Here is a 14,257-nt window from a genome sequence, read left to right as displayed (position 1 = left end):
CCCGGACCTGAATTGACAGTGTGACGAAACGTCCTGATACGGGTGCACCGGATTGACGGACCTTATCACGACTTCGCCCCGTCGGCCTCGGCCGGCGGGGCGTTTCCTTGTCTGATCCAGCGTCTGATCCAGCGAAATCCGGCGGCGGACTATTGGCTGGACGAACCACGCTCGCGGCGGATTTCAGCGATTTCGCCCAATATGCCTTCCGGGCGCAGGCGCAGGATGGCGATCAGCAGCACGCCGACCAGAAGCGTGCGCAATGAACTCGCCTGTGTCGACATGTCGGACGGCAGCAACCCCGTCAATAGCGGCGTCAGCGACCACACCGCCCAGATGACGAACGCGCCAACGATGGCGCCGCGGTTCGAGCCGCTGCCCCCGGCAATCAGCATCACCCAGACCAGAAATGTTGTGAACATCGGGTCCAGAGCTTCGGGACTGATGAAGCCGACGAAATGCGCATAGATGCCGCCGCCAAGCCCCATGAACATCGATCCGATGACAAAGGCTTCGATCCGGAATCGGTTGATGTTCTTGCCGGCGGCCTGCACGGCGGGTTCGCTTTCGCGGATGCCGCGCAAAACACGCCCCCACGGTCCTTTGCGCAACCGCTCGGCCAGAAAGTAGACGCCAGCCACGACCAGCACAACGAATGCCATTGAAAAGATGTTGTAGTAGGGCAGTATGCTCTGCAGCGGTCGATCAACATTCATGCCGCGCACGCCATAGGTCAGCCAGGCTTCGTTTGTGAAGAACAGCCGAATGATCTCGGCAATGCCGATGGTTGCAATGGCCAGATAATCGGTGCGCAGGTTGACCGTGATCAGCGCGATCACCAGCGCGACGAGGCCCGCCATAACGACGCCGCCCAGCAGGGCGATCGGAAACCAGATCCCGAATCCGCCGAGATGATTGGGCGAGTCCGGCCCGCTCAGGATTGCGGCCGTGTAGGCGCCGACGGCGAAGAACCCGGCCACGCCGATGTTCAGTTGCCCGGTAAGGCCCCACTGGATGTTGAGGCCCAGCGCCAGCACCGAATAGATTCCCGCCATCGAAATAGCGAAAATGAGATAATTCAGAAGGCCCGGTATCTCGATCACGACGTCTTGCCTCCGAACAGACCCTGGGGACGAACGATCAGCATGGCCACCAGAATGGCAAAGGACACCGCCGGCTTATATGCGGAGTCGATGAACATGGTGGAGACCTCCTGGCTGATGCCGATCACCAGCCCCCCGGCGATCGCGCCATAGGGCTTGCCGATGCCACCGAGGATCGCCGCGGCGAAAATCGGCAGCAGCATTCGCCAGCCCATGATCGGATGCGCGCGCGTGTCGATCGCCATAAGGATACCGGCCGCAACGGCCAGGGCGGCGGCGATCACCCACATCCACCGGATCGTACGCTCGGTATCGATGCCGGTAATCCGTGCCAGATCCATATTGTCACTGAGCGCCCGCATCGCCTTGCCTGTACGCGTGTACTGCAGGAACGCGTGCATTGCCGCCACCAGTACGGCCGCCACGAGGAACAGGTTGATCTGCTGCCACCGGAGCCTGATGCCGAACTCATCCAGCATATACGGGATAAGCGGCCGGATACCCGTCTGATAGACCTGAACGCTGGGGCCCCAAATGATCTCGATCAGGCTGCGCAGGATCAGCGCGACGCCGACTGACGCAATCAGCAACAGGATCGGCGGCATTCGCCTGAGCGGTTTGTAGACGACCTGGTCGATCCCCAGCGCAACGACGGCGCCGACAGCCATCGCGATGGGAAACGCAAGCCACAGCGGCATTGTCATGTCGACCACCAGCACCAGGCCGATATACGCGCCGACCGTCATCAGATCGCCATGGGCGAAATGGGCAAACCGCAGGATGCCGAAGATCAGCGATACCCCGATCGCCCCGAGGGCGATGATGCTGCCCAGAATAACGCCATAGACGACTAGCTGAATGAACTCGATCACCGTGCGCTCCTCACCCACCCAGAAACAGTTCGGCGACTTCCTTGTTGGCCAGCAGATTGGGGCCGGTGTCGGAGATCTTGTTCTGTCCGACCGTCAGCACATAGCCCCTGTCGGCGATGGCCAATGCCTGCCTGGCATTCTGTTCGACCATCAGAATGCTGATGCCCATCGCGTTGATCGCCCGAACCCGATCGAAGATCATGTCGATGAATTTCGGCGACAGCCCCGCCGTCGGCTCGTCGAGCAACAGCAGTTTCGGATCGAGCATCAGAGCGCGGGCGATCGCCACCATCTGCCGCTGCCCGCCGGAAAGCTGACCCGCCAACTGGCCCGGCCGCTCCTTGAGCAGCGGAAACAGCTCGTAGGCCCGGTCGAGTTGGGCGGAATAGTCGCCCTTCAGCGTATAGGCCCCCATGTCGAGATTTTCGCGGATCGTCATCGACGGGAAGACGTTCTTCTCTTGCGGCACAAACCCCATGCCGAGAGGCACCAGCTGATCGGGCCGTTTGCGCGTGATATCGGTGCCGTCGAACGTGATCGATCCTTCCCGCACCGTCAGCAGGCCGAACACCGCCTTCATCGCCGTCGACTTGCCGGCGCCGTTCGGTCCGATCAGGACGACGATGTTCCCGGCATCGACGCCCAGCGACACACCGTGCAGGATGTCGGCATCGCCATAGCCGCCGCGCACATTCATCATGGTCAGCAGGCTCATTGGATCATCCCCCCTCTGGCCCGACCGCTGCCGCGCCGGTATCTCCGGCCCCGGCATCTCCGGCCTCGGCTCGGGCGCCGCCGCCACCGAGATAGGCTTCGCGGACCTGTTCGTTGCGCCGGATATCCTCCATCCGACCGCGCGCGATCACCCGGCCCTCGGCCATGACGATAACCGGATCGCACAGCCGCGAGATGAGATCCATGTCGTGTTCGATGATGCAGAAGGTATAGCCGCGTTCACGGTTCAGCCGTTCGATGTCATCGGCGATCTGGGCCAGCAGGGTCCGATTGACTCCGGCGCCCGGCTCGTCCAGCAGGACGACTTTCGCCTCGGTCATCATGGTGCGGCCCAGTTCCAGCAGCTTCTTCTGGCCGCCGGAAAGATTGCCGGCCAGTTCGTCGGCGACATGCGTCAGGCGCAGGAACTCCAGAACATCGTCCGCCTGCGCGCGCACTCGGCGATCTTCCTCGCGCACGGCCCCCCACCGGAACCAGGTGGCCGCGACGCTTTCGCCCAGTTGGCCCGACGGCACGAGCATCAGGTTTTCGCGGACCGTCATCCGGGAGAATTCGTTCGGGATCTGAAAGGTGCGCACAAGGCCGAGATGGAACAGCTGATGGGGCGGCACGCCGGTAATGTCATGACCGTCAAGCAGGATGCGGCCGCTATCGGGTTTCAGGAACCCGGCGATGATGTTGAACAGCGTGCTTTTCCCGGCGCCATTCGGCCCGATCAGCCCGGTAATGCTGCCGGCCGGGACCTCCAGACTGCAATCGTCTACCGCCTGCAGGCCGCCAAAGGCCTTGCGGACGTTCTCCACCCTGATCATGGCGCCCCCGCAGTCCACACGCTTTCGTCGTCATCCCTCGTCGCTATCCCGGCCGACGGCCCGCGACGAAGTGGTGCGGACAGATACCAAGCCGTCAGGCGTCACTCAACCGAAATGACTCCCCGGACCGCTCAGCGGCGATTCAATCGCCCCCGGTTCAATTGTCCCGGGCCGCGAAGAAATGCTCGATCACCATCTGGCCCAGCAAGCGCACCGCCCAGGACCGGTCGCCGCTGTCGATGTGGTTGGGCGGGCCATAGGGCGTGTTGTTGGCGTCGATGATGAAGATCCGCCCGTCGTGACGGTCGCGCAGCACGTCGATCTCACCGTAGTCCAGTTCGATCTCGCACGAAAATGCCTTGATGATCTCCACTTCTTCATAGGAGAACACCTCGTATTTCGAGACGGCGCGGGCATAGGCGTTCTTGTTCTGGAAGCGGCTCTTGATCGGCCGGTATTTCAGATAGACGAACGGTACATCACCGAAGATTACCGGGGTGCGCATATCACAGACATAGTCGTCGCCCGCCCTGGTGGAATACACGTTGTCGATCAGCCGCTCGTAGACCTGATCGGGCTCGACCGACGTCACCGGGCATTGCACGGTCTTGCCGTCATGGGCGGCGTTGCGGATCGATTTCGATGCCGCGATGCCGTCATAGGTCAGGGGATCGACGGCGAGCGGATAGCCGGCGACGGTCTCGAAACATTTCTCGACGTTCGTCTTGTCGCAGTCAAAGCCGGTATCGTTGATGATATGGGTGCCGGGCGGCAAGAGCGCTTTCCATTCATCGGGCACGATGTACCGTGACCTCGGCGACCATTTTATGAAGGCCCGCCGCCCGCTTTTCGGCAGCGATGCCAGATGGTCACCATCGCGAATCTCTTCGACTTCGATCCTGAAATGCTGCGCGATCTTGCCGAGCACCGCCCATCTGAGATGCGTGGCGTCGCCGAAGACATACAAGGTGTAGTCGCCCTTGTTCGAGCGCAGGCATTCCTTGACGATCGGGTTGAAGATATCGTGCATGTCGGTTTCCTTCCTGGCCGCTCAGCCGTGACGCTATCCCGTGTATATCGCGTCGGAAGGCGTGATGCACCTATAACGTGTTTTATACTGATTTTAGTATCGCATTCTGGCGCGTAACGAGTGTCCTTGACACACTTGAAACCGAGGCGCAAGCGTCGGCACGTATCGCACGATACACGTCCGTTTTCCTGCAGCCGCCTTCCAATCGGTGCCTAACGCGATGCCGCTCGATTCGCCTTTCGTCCTGCTCGATGACAATCATTCCGACGTACCGTGCTCGGCACTGTTCACCGGCCTGGAGCGCGTGGTTCGGCTCGATGCGGCCGACGCGACCCCGGATGCCGTGTACAAGGCGCTGCAGGAGATCGACGGCGGCGTTGCAAAGGGGCTGTTCGCCGCCGGGGCGCTGGCATACGAACTTGCGCCGCATATCGACCCGGCGCTGATCGCGCGCGCCTCGCCACCATCCGGCGTGCCGCTGATCGCGATGGGGCTGTTCCGCGAACGCCGGCCCGTGAACGAGGGTGAGGTGGACGCCTTCCTGGAGGAGCGGGGCGGCACGACCAATCCCGAAACAGCCCCGATCGGCCGGATCGACCTCGACGTCACGCGCGATGACTATATTCGGGCCGTGGAAAAGCTGCGCGCCCACATCGCTGCCGGAGATACGTATCAGGTAAACCATACCTTCAGGGCGTCGTTCCCGGTTCCGGGCGATCCGATCGCCCTGTTCCGTCGGTTGCGAACGACGCAGCCGGTTGCTTACGGCGCCTATGTCCGGCTGCCGGGACTGGACGTGCTTTCGAGATCGCCGGAACTGTTCTTCAAGAAATCCGGTGACCGGATATCGGTCAAACCGATGAAGGGCACGGCCCCGCGCGGGCACACACCGGAGGCCGACCGCGATATCGCCGACACCCTCAGGGCCGATCCCAAGAGCCGGGCGGAAAACGTCATGATCGTCGACCTGATGCGCAACGATCTCGGCCGCATCGCCGAACCCGGTTCGGTGCGCGTGGACTCACTGTTCGACATCGAAGCCTATCGGTCGGTGAACCAGATGACGTCGAGCGTGAGCGCCAAGGTGCCGCGCACCATCGGCTTCACCGATATTCTCGCAGCGCTGTTTCCCTGCGGATCGGTCACCGGCGCGCCCAAGGTCCGCACCATGGAGATCATCCGGGAACTGGAAACCAGCCCGCGCGGGTTTTATACCGGCGCGATCGGCCATATTGGCCCGGATGGCGACATGGCGTTCAACGTGCCGATACGCACGATCACGATCACCGCGCCGCAGGGGCGGGAAATGGCCGATACGCCCCGCATCGGCTATCTCGGTCTCGGCAGCGGCATCGTTCACGACAGCGATCCGGCGGCTGAGTTTGACGAGTGCCTGCTCAAGGGCCGGTATCTGTTTGCTCTGTCCGAAACCGGGGTGCGGGACTCGAAGAGTGAGCCATTGCCGTGATCGTCCTGATCGATAATTATGACAGCTTCACCTTCAACCTGGCTCAGTACCTGCGCAGCCTGGGCGCAGAACTGGCGGTAATCCGCAATGATGCCGCGACGGTTTCGGCCGTCCTTGCGCGCCGGCCCAAAGGCATCATCATCTCGCCGGGGCCCGGCACCCCGGACGATGGCGGCATGTCGCTGGACCTGATCGCCACCGCAGCACCTTTACCGGCCCCGATACCGATCCTGGGCGTGTGTCTTGGCCATCAGGTGATCGCACAACATTTCGGCGGCCGGATCGTTCGCGCGCCCACCGTGATGCACGGCAAGACCTCCCCCATTCACCACGCGGGCACCGGCGTGTTCGCCACCCTTCCGAATCCGTTCACGGCGACGCGCTATCATTCTCTGACCGTGGCACCGGAAAGCATGCCCGATTGTCTGGAGGTTACTGCCTGGACCCCGGAGGAAACTGACGAGGCCGGGACCACGGCGCCGACGATCATGGGACTACGGCACCGGACGCTCCCCTTCGAGGGGGTGCAATTCCACCCCGAGGCCATTCTGACCGAACACGGGCACGCCCTGCTTGGCAATTTTCTGGCGCGGACCCGCTAGCCTTGGCGTTCGCCCCCCTCACCGGCCCGTGAAGCGGGGTTTGCGCTTTTCGGCGAATGCCTGCACGCCCTCGCGGAAATCATCCGTGCGCGTCGTTTCGACAAAGGCCCGGGCCTCGTGAATCAGCCGCGTGGCCAGCGGTTCGTCCGTCGCGCCGTCCAGCAGCGCCTTGGTCCGCCCGACAGCAGCGGTCGGCAGATCGGCCAACTGGCGCGCCAGCTGGCCGGAGGCATCCTCGACGCTGTCGGCCGGGACGACCCGGTTGACCAGCCCCAGATCACGCGCCGTGTACGCGTCGACGCCATCGATCAGCGTCAGCAATTCGAACGCCGCCTGCCTGCCGATGGCCATGGGCAGGTGGCGGGTAATGCCGCCATCGGGCGTCGCGCCAATGCGGGCATAGGCCGGGGCGAAGCGGGCATCGTCCGAGGCGACGACCATGTCGCAAGCGAGCGCCAGCGAAACACCGAATCCGGCAGCGGGACCCTCGACCACGGCCAGCACCGGTTTGGGCATCCGCCGCAGCGTCAGGACGATCGCGTTGACCTGCTCCAGCAGATCGGTAAAGGCTGCTTCATTACTATCGCCCGCCTCTCCGGAACCCGCCTCGCCGCCCGGCGCCAGTGCTGAATCACTCTCGGCGTGACCGAAAGCGTCCGTTGTCAGGAAGCGTGCGAACTGGCCGATATCGCCGCCAGCCATGAAGGCACGTCCCGCCCCCTTGATGATGACCGCGCGGATTGTCTCGTCCGTCTCCACTTCGACGGCCAGCGCGTGCAGTCGGCTGACCATCGCGGCATTCAGGGCGTTCAGGACTTCCGGCCTGTTCAGCGTGATCGTCGCGATACCGTCCGCCGTCGTCAGGATGGCTGGCGCGGCATGTGCGGTGGAACCGCTTTCCACTCGCGTTCTCCCCTTCGGTCTCGGTTGTGCGCCGGGCTCCTGTGATGAGAAATTCGCCGACGCTCAGGTTGTCAGGGTGGACACTGTTGCGCCATGATGCAACCGGCATGGCCCACAAAGGCCGGCATCGCCAACTCAATGAAGGGCAGCGCATGTTGAACCCCACCGCGTTCGAGGGCACGGTCGTCTATGTGGCGGGCGGCACCAGCGGCATCAATCTCGGCATCGCACGCGGGTTTGCGGCGCATGGCGCAAACGTGGTTGTCTCGTCGCGGTCGTCGGACAAGGTCTCGGCGGCGGTCGAGACGTTGCTGGCCGACGGCGCCCGGGCCGCAGACGGATTTGCCTCCGACGTGCGGGACTACGACGCCACGGCGGCCGGCATCGACGCCGCTGCAGCACGGCACGGCCGATTCGATGTGGTCATCTCCGGCGCCGCCGGCAACTTCCCGGCAACGGCGGCCGGCATGTCGGCCAACGGATTCAAGGCCGTCGTGGATATCGACCTTCTGGGCACCTATAACGTCTTCCGCGCCTGTCACCGGCATATGACGCGGCCCGGCGGCAGCATGATCGCGGTATCCGCACCGCAATCGACGCTGCCGATGCCGATGCAGGCCCATGTCTGCGCCGCCAAAGCGGGCGTCGACATGCTCGTCAGGACGCTCGCGATCGAATGGGCGCCGGAAGGACTGCGCGTCAACGCGATCGTGCCCGGTCCGATCGACGAGACCGAGGGCATGAACCGACTTGCGCCCGGCGCGAAGGCCCGCGCGGTCGTCGAAGCGTCGGTGCCCATGGGCCGCTATGGCACCGTCGCCGATATCGCTAACGGCGCGCTGCTGCTGAGCTCGCCGCTGGCGGGCTATATCAACGGCGCCATCCTGCCGGTGGATGGCGGCTGGTCGCTGGGCGGCGCGGCGGCTGCCATGACCACCCTCGCCCGCGCGGCCGGCCCCAAGCCCGGCGGCGAATAACCGCCGCGCCCCGCATTCGCGGGGCTGGAACCACGGGAAACGATCTGGTATTCAATAGGCGGTTCGTCCTCGTAGCTCAGTAGGATAGAGCACCAGATTCCTAATCTGGGGGCCGCAGGTTCGAATCCTGCCGGGGACACCAAATTTATGCAGTGATATCAACGACTTGGCCGCCATCGTGCGGCTTTCTCCCTGCTCTGACCCATGGCACATGACGGCGCAGGCCCGCCGTTATCTCCACCGCCGCCCAGGCCTGCCTGAACGGCCCCCGGTCGGACAGGCCAACGTAGTTTGAGCATTTCCGGCAGATATTTTTCTGCCCGATACAAAATACTCTAAATATCCTTCATTATTTATTGCGTTGGCATCAGGAAAATCTCGTTCACTGCGCAGCGTGGGTCGGCCTCAAGGGCAAACAGCGCGGCTCGGGCCACGTCCTCAGGCTGCAACTTGTCTGGCTTGGGCTGGTCAAAGAATGGCGTGTCGACCATCCCGGGCGCGATGACCGTGCATCGCCCCCCGAAAGACTTCATCTCCTCGGAAAGGTTGCCGCCGTAGCCGTGCACAAACCATTTTGTCGCTCCGTAAACCGATCCGGAGATATGCCGCCGTCCGGCAGCCGATCCCGTCAGCAGGAGATGCCCGGCCCGCGCTTTCAGGTGCGGCATCGCTGTCGTGACAGTCCAAAGGACACCCAGGATGTTGACACCGATCATTCGCTCCCATTCTTCCGGGTCCCCTGCATCGGTGCCAGCGGCCGAGAGCCCCATCCCGGCATTGGCGAACGCCGCGTCCAGTCCGCCGGTCTTGCCAACGAATATCGCCATCGCGGCCTTCTGGTTTTCCAGGTCTGTCACGTCCCCCGGCAAAGCGATTGCATTTTCGCCGAGCTCGTTGACGAGAGCGTCCAGCTTGTCCTCGGATCGCGCGAACAGCCCGACATGCCAACCCTGGGCAACAGCCAACCGCGCCGTTGCAGCCCCGATCCCGCTCGACGCGCCTGTAATGAAAAGTGCCTTCGTTTTCATCTCGTATCCCTTCGTGTCAATGCCAGCAGACTGAACAACGGCTTCGCGCCGGTTCAGTTGCTTCATTTTCGACATAACCAACGGGAAACAATGCGCTCCTGCCATTGTTGAAAACTGGCCTGTAGGCCAGAGCGGGCAGCTTTGCGGATGATACCGAAGCCCATTCCCATTCAACCCATCTCTGGAACCGGCGTCACCAGCGGCTTGCCGTCGAAATGGTTCCGCAGGTTCTCCAGGACGAGGTCGCGCATGGCGTGGCGCGTCTCCGATGTGGCGCTGCCGATATGCGGTGTCAGCACGACATTGGGCAGGCGCTTGAGTGCATCCGGCACCCGCGGTTCATCGCGGAAGACGTCCAGGGCGGCCGAGCCGAGTTCGCCGCTTTTTAGCGTCTCGATCAGCGCCTGTTCGTCGACGACGGAACCGCGCGCGATGTTGACCAACGTGCCCTCAGGGCCGAGCGCCCTCAGGACAGAGCGATCGATCATCCCTTCGGTCGTCCGGCCGCCCGGCGTGGAAACGACGAGAATGTCGCTGGCCGATGCCAGTTCGACGAGGTTTTCGACATAGGGATACGCGCTGTCGGTCAGACGCGTGCGCTTGTGGTAAGCAATGGTGCAATTGAACGCTTCAAGGCGCCGGGCGATGGCGAGACCGATCCGGCCCAGACCGACGAGCCCCACCTTCTTGCCCTGGACGCGCCCGGCGAGCGGCATGGGGCCCTCGCGCTCCCACCGTCCGTCGCGGATGTAGCGATCAGCCTGCACCATGTTCCGGCGCACAGTGATCATCAACCCGACGGCCAGATCGGCAACATCCTCGGTCAGTACGCCCGGCGTATTGGTGACCGCTATTCCGCGTTCGAGCGCGGCCTCGACATCGATGCCGTCATAGCCGACACCGAAACAGCCGATGATCTCCAGCTCCGGCAACTCGGCCTGGAACGCCCGTGTCACTCTGGATTCGCCGGTGGCGAGCACGCCTCGGAACGGGCCGCCCGCCGCCGCTTGGCAGGCATCGAGATCGCCGTGATCCCAGTGGGCCACGGGATTGGCGAATTCCGACACCAGATCGATGATGCCGGGCATCTTCGGGCCCAGTACCAGGACGTTCGGTTTCACGTGCTTTCTCCTGTCGAATCGTGCCTCGGTGCGCCTTCGGGCCGATCGCACTGCCATCGCCGGAGAGGCTATCACGCCACCTCCACGGATTCATTGCATGAATTGCATACAGGAGTCAGGCCGCAATGACATCATTGCCGCCGACGATCCGCGACCGTCGTACAGCCCTGCCAAATCGTTTCCGGACTCGCCACAGCCGCGCGGACTGTCGGCAGCAACTGAAACATGGAGATGGCGGAACGCCGCCGGACAAGCTCGATCAGTTCGGCCGCAGAGAACATTTCATCGACCATAACGACGAAATGGATCTGGCGCCGTTCGATTCTCAGCACCAATATGCGGTTGACGCACTGGCGCAGCGTACGAGCAAGAATGGCGGAAATATCCGCGCTGATATCGTCCGCGAACTCGATACCAGGCGCTTCGAGACGAAGGGTGCCGCGGCGGCATGTTTCGACAGGCGCAAGGCCGATTTGCTCGCGTAATTTTCCTTTTTTCATTTGCATCGCCGCTCTGCCCGTGACCATTGGCCATTCCCGACACATCATCGCATACATATTAATAAAATGCCGTGGATATTTCGTCGGTCGCGATGGGCATTCGAGCGGGGCATCACGCCATTGGGCATCCCTGGAGACCAATCGGATCAACGGGGTTGCACCCCATTTCGGCAAGCATATACCTCAATTGACAGAATCATTTGCTAATACAAAACGAAACGTGGAGGAACATGAGTCCGAATTCGCTGATCGAATGCCCATTAAGTTAGTTGACAGCGCCTAATTTGTATAGTCGGTGGCCGACTCGCTTCTGAAGGTTGCAGACTGAACCGATGTGCCGCTACAATGAAGAAAATCTACTGCAGGCCTTTTCGCCCCGTTACATTTCACAGAGCGGGAAAATGGGGTGTGAATGATTCCGAAAATCCGCACCACACGTCAATAAGGCGATGATGCTGTCAATAGATGCCCACAAACGGAGGACGGCTGTGTGACGGCCGACTGCATGACGGGAAGACGACTGAGGGGACGCGGTATGACGGTATTGATAGTAGGCGGCGACGAATTGGCGCGTGCCGGCTGCGCAAGTTTGATCGGCGATGTATTTGACGTCGTCAAGATTGATCTCTGCGACGACTATAACCCGCTTGTCGAAAGCCTGGAACGCGACCTTCCCGGCTGGGTCGTCGTGCTGGGGTGGTCGATTGATCTCGGTCGTGTCGTGGACATCTGCCGCAGTGCCAGCGATCCCGCTTCGGGGCGCGCTCCGGGGATGGTGCTCGTTCATACTGCGGAGACCTTGATGGCGGAACCGGGCAGAATCAGGGAAGGACTCGACCTGGGGTTCAATGGCGTTCTTTCGGCGGATTCCAATCTGTCGATCCTTAGCGCGATTCTCAAAGATGCCCCCAACGAGGTCGTCTACATTTCGCGCGATATCGTCGACCTCGCCATTTCGCAGACGCCCCCAAAAATCGCAATCGACACCTCAGCGACCGGCGTCGTCGCCGAGAACGCCGACCTGCTGGACTGCATTGCGAAGGGGCGGTCGAACAAGGAAATCGCGCGTGATTTCGGCGTGTCGGAGGATCGCATAAAGGCCAGAGTCAGGCAGATCATGCGGCTGCTGGGCGTCAACAAGCGCACGCAACTGGCCGCCGCCTACCTTCAGAAAGCGGGCGGCTTGGCATCAGGCGCAGAGCCGAGTAATGGCCGCGCCGATCCCGGTGCTGCGAATGACCGGCTGTCTGCCTAGAGCCAAAGGCGGACACGACAGCATGGGCACCGACACCCCGCGGACGTTGACGGGCACTTGCGCTGCGGATACCTGCGCGCCATACTTCGTACCGCGCAAATGGATGATGCGAAGTTGAGGACCGACCGATGAAAATGACGACGACACATCCGTCTTTCGCCCGTGTCGCAATTGCTTCATCGGTTCACCATGCCTTCGTTCGCTTCACCGTCGATCGTCTCCCTGCACGACGTTTCCTGCACGACGCCTGACGGCACCCCCCTATTCGGCCCCTTATCGGTTGCCTTCGGCACCGAGAAAACCGGCTTGGTCGGCCGCAACGGCATTGGCAAGTCGACATTGCTACGGATCATTGCGGGCATTCAGGCGCCATCATCGGGACACCGGGACGTTCCCGGGGAGACCGCGGGCATCGTGCCACTGCTGGCCCAGGATCTCGGTGCACAGCCCTGGCGCAGCGTTGCCGATGCGTTTGGCGCCAGCGACGCTCTGGCCCGGATTGACAGGCTGCTGGCCGGAACCGGCACGCCCGATGACGCCGACAGGGCCGATTGGACGCTGGAGGATCGAATCGCGGAATGCCTGCGGGTCGTCGGGCTGCACGAACTGGACCCGCGTGCCGCTGTCGACGTTCTCAGCGGCGGCCAGCGCACCAGACTGGCCGTGGCCGCCGCGATCTGGGACAGTCCGCCGCTCGTCCTTTTCGACGAACCTACCAACAATCTCGACGCCGACGGCCGCTCCGCCCTGATCGACGTACTGAACGCGCTGCCCGGCGGCTGTGTCGTTGTCAGCCATGACCGAACGCTGCTTGGTCACATGGACCGGATCGTGGAGATGTCAGACCTGGGTGCCTGTGCCTATGGCGGCAACTGGGATCTGTATGCCGCTACAAAGGAACGCGAGCGCGCGGCGGCCGCCCATGATCTGGCCGAGGCGGAAAAACATCTCGACGCGATCAAGCGGCGAAACCGCGACGCCCAGGAAAGAAAGGCGCGCCGCGATGCCGGCGGCCGACGCAGCCGCCTGCGCAACGATATGCCGAAGATTGCGATGAACGCCCGACGCGATACCGCCGAACGCAGCGGCGCCAGGGGCAATCTGCTGCAAGACCGCCTGCACGGTACGGCTACCGATGCGCTGGCGCAGGCGGAAGCCCGCGTCGAGCGAAACCGCATCCTCAAGCTGGCGACGGCCGACGTTGCACTGCCCGCGGCACGGACGGTGCTGTCGTTCGACCGCGTGACGGCAGGACCGGCACCCGGCATTACCACGCTCAGGGAATTCTCGATGACGATCACGGGGCCGCGGCGACTGGCGGTCCGGGGCCCCAATGGCAGCGGGAAATCGACCTTGTTGCGGCTTGCGGCGGGCACGCTGGTTCCGGACAGCGGCGCGATCCGCCGAACAGTGCGGCTGGCGATGCTCGATCAGGACGTCACTCTGCTGCGGCGGGACATGAGCCTGCTCGGCAATCTGCGCCGTCTCGATCCGGGACTGAACGATAACGAGGGACGACGCCTGCTGGCGGCTTTTCTCTTCAGGGGCGGAACGGTGCATCAGCCGGTGGACAGCCTTAGCGGCGGTGAACGGGTGCGAGCCGGGCTGGCCTGCGTCCTGGGCACGCGGCCCGCACCGGAACTGCTGATCCTCGACGAACCGACCAACCACCTCGATCTTGAAAGCATCGCCGCTGTCGAGTCGGCACTGCGATCGTATGGCGGCGCGCTGCTGATTGCCAGTCACGATCCGGCCTTCCTTCGCGCGGTCGGCGCAGATCAAACGATCGATCTTCCGTCTACGGTCGAATGACGTTGATAAAACTAAAATTGTATTTTCATTGCAAGTACC

At 62.7% G+C, this 14,257-nt stretch carries 14 protein-coding genes and 1 tRNA gene; 6 read left to right on the top strand and 9 right to left on the bottom strand.

Annotated elements, in window-relative coordinates; genetic code table 11:
• Positions 1-149 precede the first annotated feature (149 nt).
• From ABZ728_RS18735 to ABZ728_RS18715, 5 genes are all read right to left on the bottom strand, one after another.
• Positions 150-1,103 (bottom strand): branched-chain amino acid ABC transporter permease, encoded by a 954-nt coding sequence (locus tag ABZ728_RS18735; RefSeq protein ID WP_366657804.1) that lies wholly within the window; start codon positions 1,101-1,103, stop codon positions 150-152.
• Complete coding sequence (locus tag ABZ728_RS18730) at positions 1,100-1,975, bottom strand: branched-chain amino acid ABC transporter permease (protein WP_366657802.1); 876 nt, start codon at positions 1,973-1,975, stop codon at positions 1,100-1,102. The genes ABZ728_RS18735 and ABZ728_RS18730 overlap by 4 nt, the downstream gene beginning before the upstream one ends.
• Positions 1,976-1,985: 10 nt before the next feature.
• Positions 1,986-2,690 carry an ABC transporter ATP-binding protein gene (locus ABZ728_RS18725; protein WP_366657801.1) on the bottom strand — a complete coding sequence of 235 codons (705 nt, stop codon included), beginning with the start codon at positions 2,688-2,690 and terminating at the stop codon, positions 1,986-1,988.
• 4 nt (positions 2,691-2,694) lie between these two features.
• The gene (locus tag ABZ728_RS18720; protein ID WP_366657800.1) at positions 2,695-3,522 is read right to left on the bottom strand and encodes an ABC transporter ATP-binding protein; all 828 of its coding nucleotides are present in this window, start codon (positions 3,520-3,522) and stop codon (positions 2,695-2,697) included.
• A gap of 157 nt (positions 3,523-3,679) precedes the next feature.
• Positions 3,680-4,552 carry a hypothetical protein gene (locus ABZ728_RS18715; protein WP_366657799.1) on the bottom strand — a complete coding sequence of 291 codons (873 nt, stop codon included), beginning with the start codon at positions 4,550-4,552 and terminating at the stop codon, positions 3,680-3,682.
• Positions 4,553-4,772: 220 nt separating this feature from the next.
• On the opposite strand from ABZ728_RS18715, the gene pabB reads away from it, so the two are divergent.
• Positions 4,773-6,020, top strand: coding sequence for an aminodeoxychorismate synthase component I (gene pabB, locus ABZ728_RS18710; protein ID WP_366657798.1), 1,248 nt, complete (start codon positions 4,773-4,775; stop codon positions 6,018-6,020).
• Positions 6,017-6,622: an aminodeoxychorismate/anthranilate synthase component II gene (locus ABZ728_RS18705; protein WP_366657797.1), complete on the top strand. Its 606-nt coding sequence runs from the start codon at positions 6,017-6,019 to the stop codon at positions 6,620-6,622. Before pabB ends, ABZ728_RS18705 begins: the two co-directional genes overlap by 4 nt.
• Positions 6,623-6,640: 18 nt before the next feature.
• Here ABZ728_RS18705 and ABZ728_RS18700 read toward each other — a convergent pair whose 3' ends face one another.
• Positions 6,641-7,525 carry an enoyl-CoA hydratase-related protein gene (locus tag ABZ728_RS18700; protein ID WP_366657796.1) on the bottom strand — a complete coding sequence of 295 codons (885 nt, stop codon included), beginning with the start codon at positions 7,523-7,525 and terminating at the stop codon, positions 6,641-6,643.
• Positions 7,526-7,677: 152 nt separating this feature from the next.
• Here ABZ728_RS18700 and ABZ728_RS18695 point away from each other — a divergent pair, with 152 nt between their 5' ends.
• Together ABZ728_RS18695 and ABZ728_RS18690 are read left to right on the top strand one after the other, a co-directional pair.
• Positions 7,678-8,502, top strand: a complete 825-nt coding sequence (locus tag ABZ728_RS18695; protein ID WP_366657795.1) for an SDR family oxidoreductase — start codon at positions 7,678-7,680, stop codon at positions 8,500-8,502.
• 65 nt (positions 8,503-8,567) lie between these two features.
• Positions 8,568-8,644, top strand: a tRNA-Arg gene (locus tag ABZ728_RS18690).
• Positions 8,645-8,855: 211 nt separating this feature from the next.
• On the opposite strand, the gene ABZ728_RS18685 is transcribed toward ABZ728_RS18690, so the two are convergent.
• The 3 genes from ABZ728_RS18685 to ABZ728_RS18675 form a co-directional block, all read right to left on the bottom strand.
• Complete coding sequence (locus ABZ728_RS18685; RefSeq protein WP_366657794.1) at positions 8,856-9,530, bottom strand: SDR family oxidoreductase; 675 nt, start codon at positions 9,528-9,530, stop codon at positions 8,856-8,858.
• 170 nt (positions 9,531-9,700) lie between these two features.
• Positions 9,701-10,651, bottom strand: coding sequence for a 2-hydroxyacid dehydrogenase (locus tag ABZ728_RS18680; RefSeq protein ID WP_366657793.1), 951 nt, complete (start codon positions 10,649-10,651; stop codon positions 9,701-9,703).
• A gap of 131 nt (positions 10,652-10,782) precedes the next feature.
• Positions 10,783-11,151, bottom strand: a complete 369-nt coding sequence (locus ABZ728_RS18675) for a hypothetical protein (RefSeq protein ID WP_366657792.1) — start codon at positions 11,149-11,151, stop codon at positions 10,783-10,785.
• A gap of 535 nt (positions 11,152-11,686) precedes the next feature.
• Between ABZ728_RS18675 and ABZ728_RS18670 the strand changes: the two genes are divergently transcribed.
• The gene (locus ABZ728_RS18670) at positions 11,687-12,406 is read left to right on the top strand and encodes a LuxR C-terminal-related transcriptional regulator (RefSeq protein ID WP_366657790.1); all 720 of its coding nucleotides are present in this window, start codon (positions 11,687-11,689) and stop codon (positions 12,404-12,406) included.
• A 189-nt stretch (positions 12,407-12,595) separates the two neighbouring features.
• A complete protein-coding gene (locus ABZ728_RS18665; protein ID WP_366657788.1) occupies positions 12,596-14,218 on the top strand; it encodes an ABC-F family ATP-binding cassette domain-containing protein in 1,623 nt (540 codons plus the stop codon).
• Positions 14,219-14,257 lie beyond the last annotated feature (39 nt).

This window comes from Fodinicurvata sp. EGI_FJ10296, from assembly GCF_040712075.1.
Classification (GTDB): domain Bacteria; phylum Pseudomonadota; class Alphaproteobacteria; order DSM-16000; family Inquilinaceae; genus JBFCVL01.
This window is presented reverse-complemented; position numbering and strand designations above follow the sequence as displayed.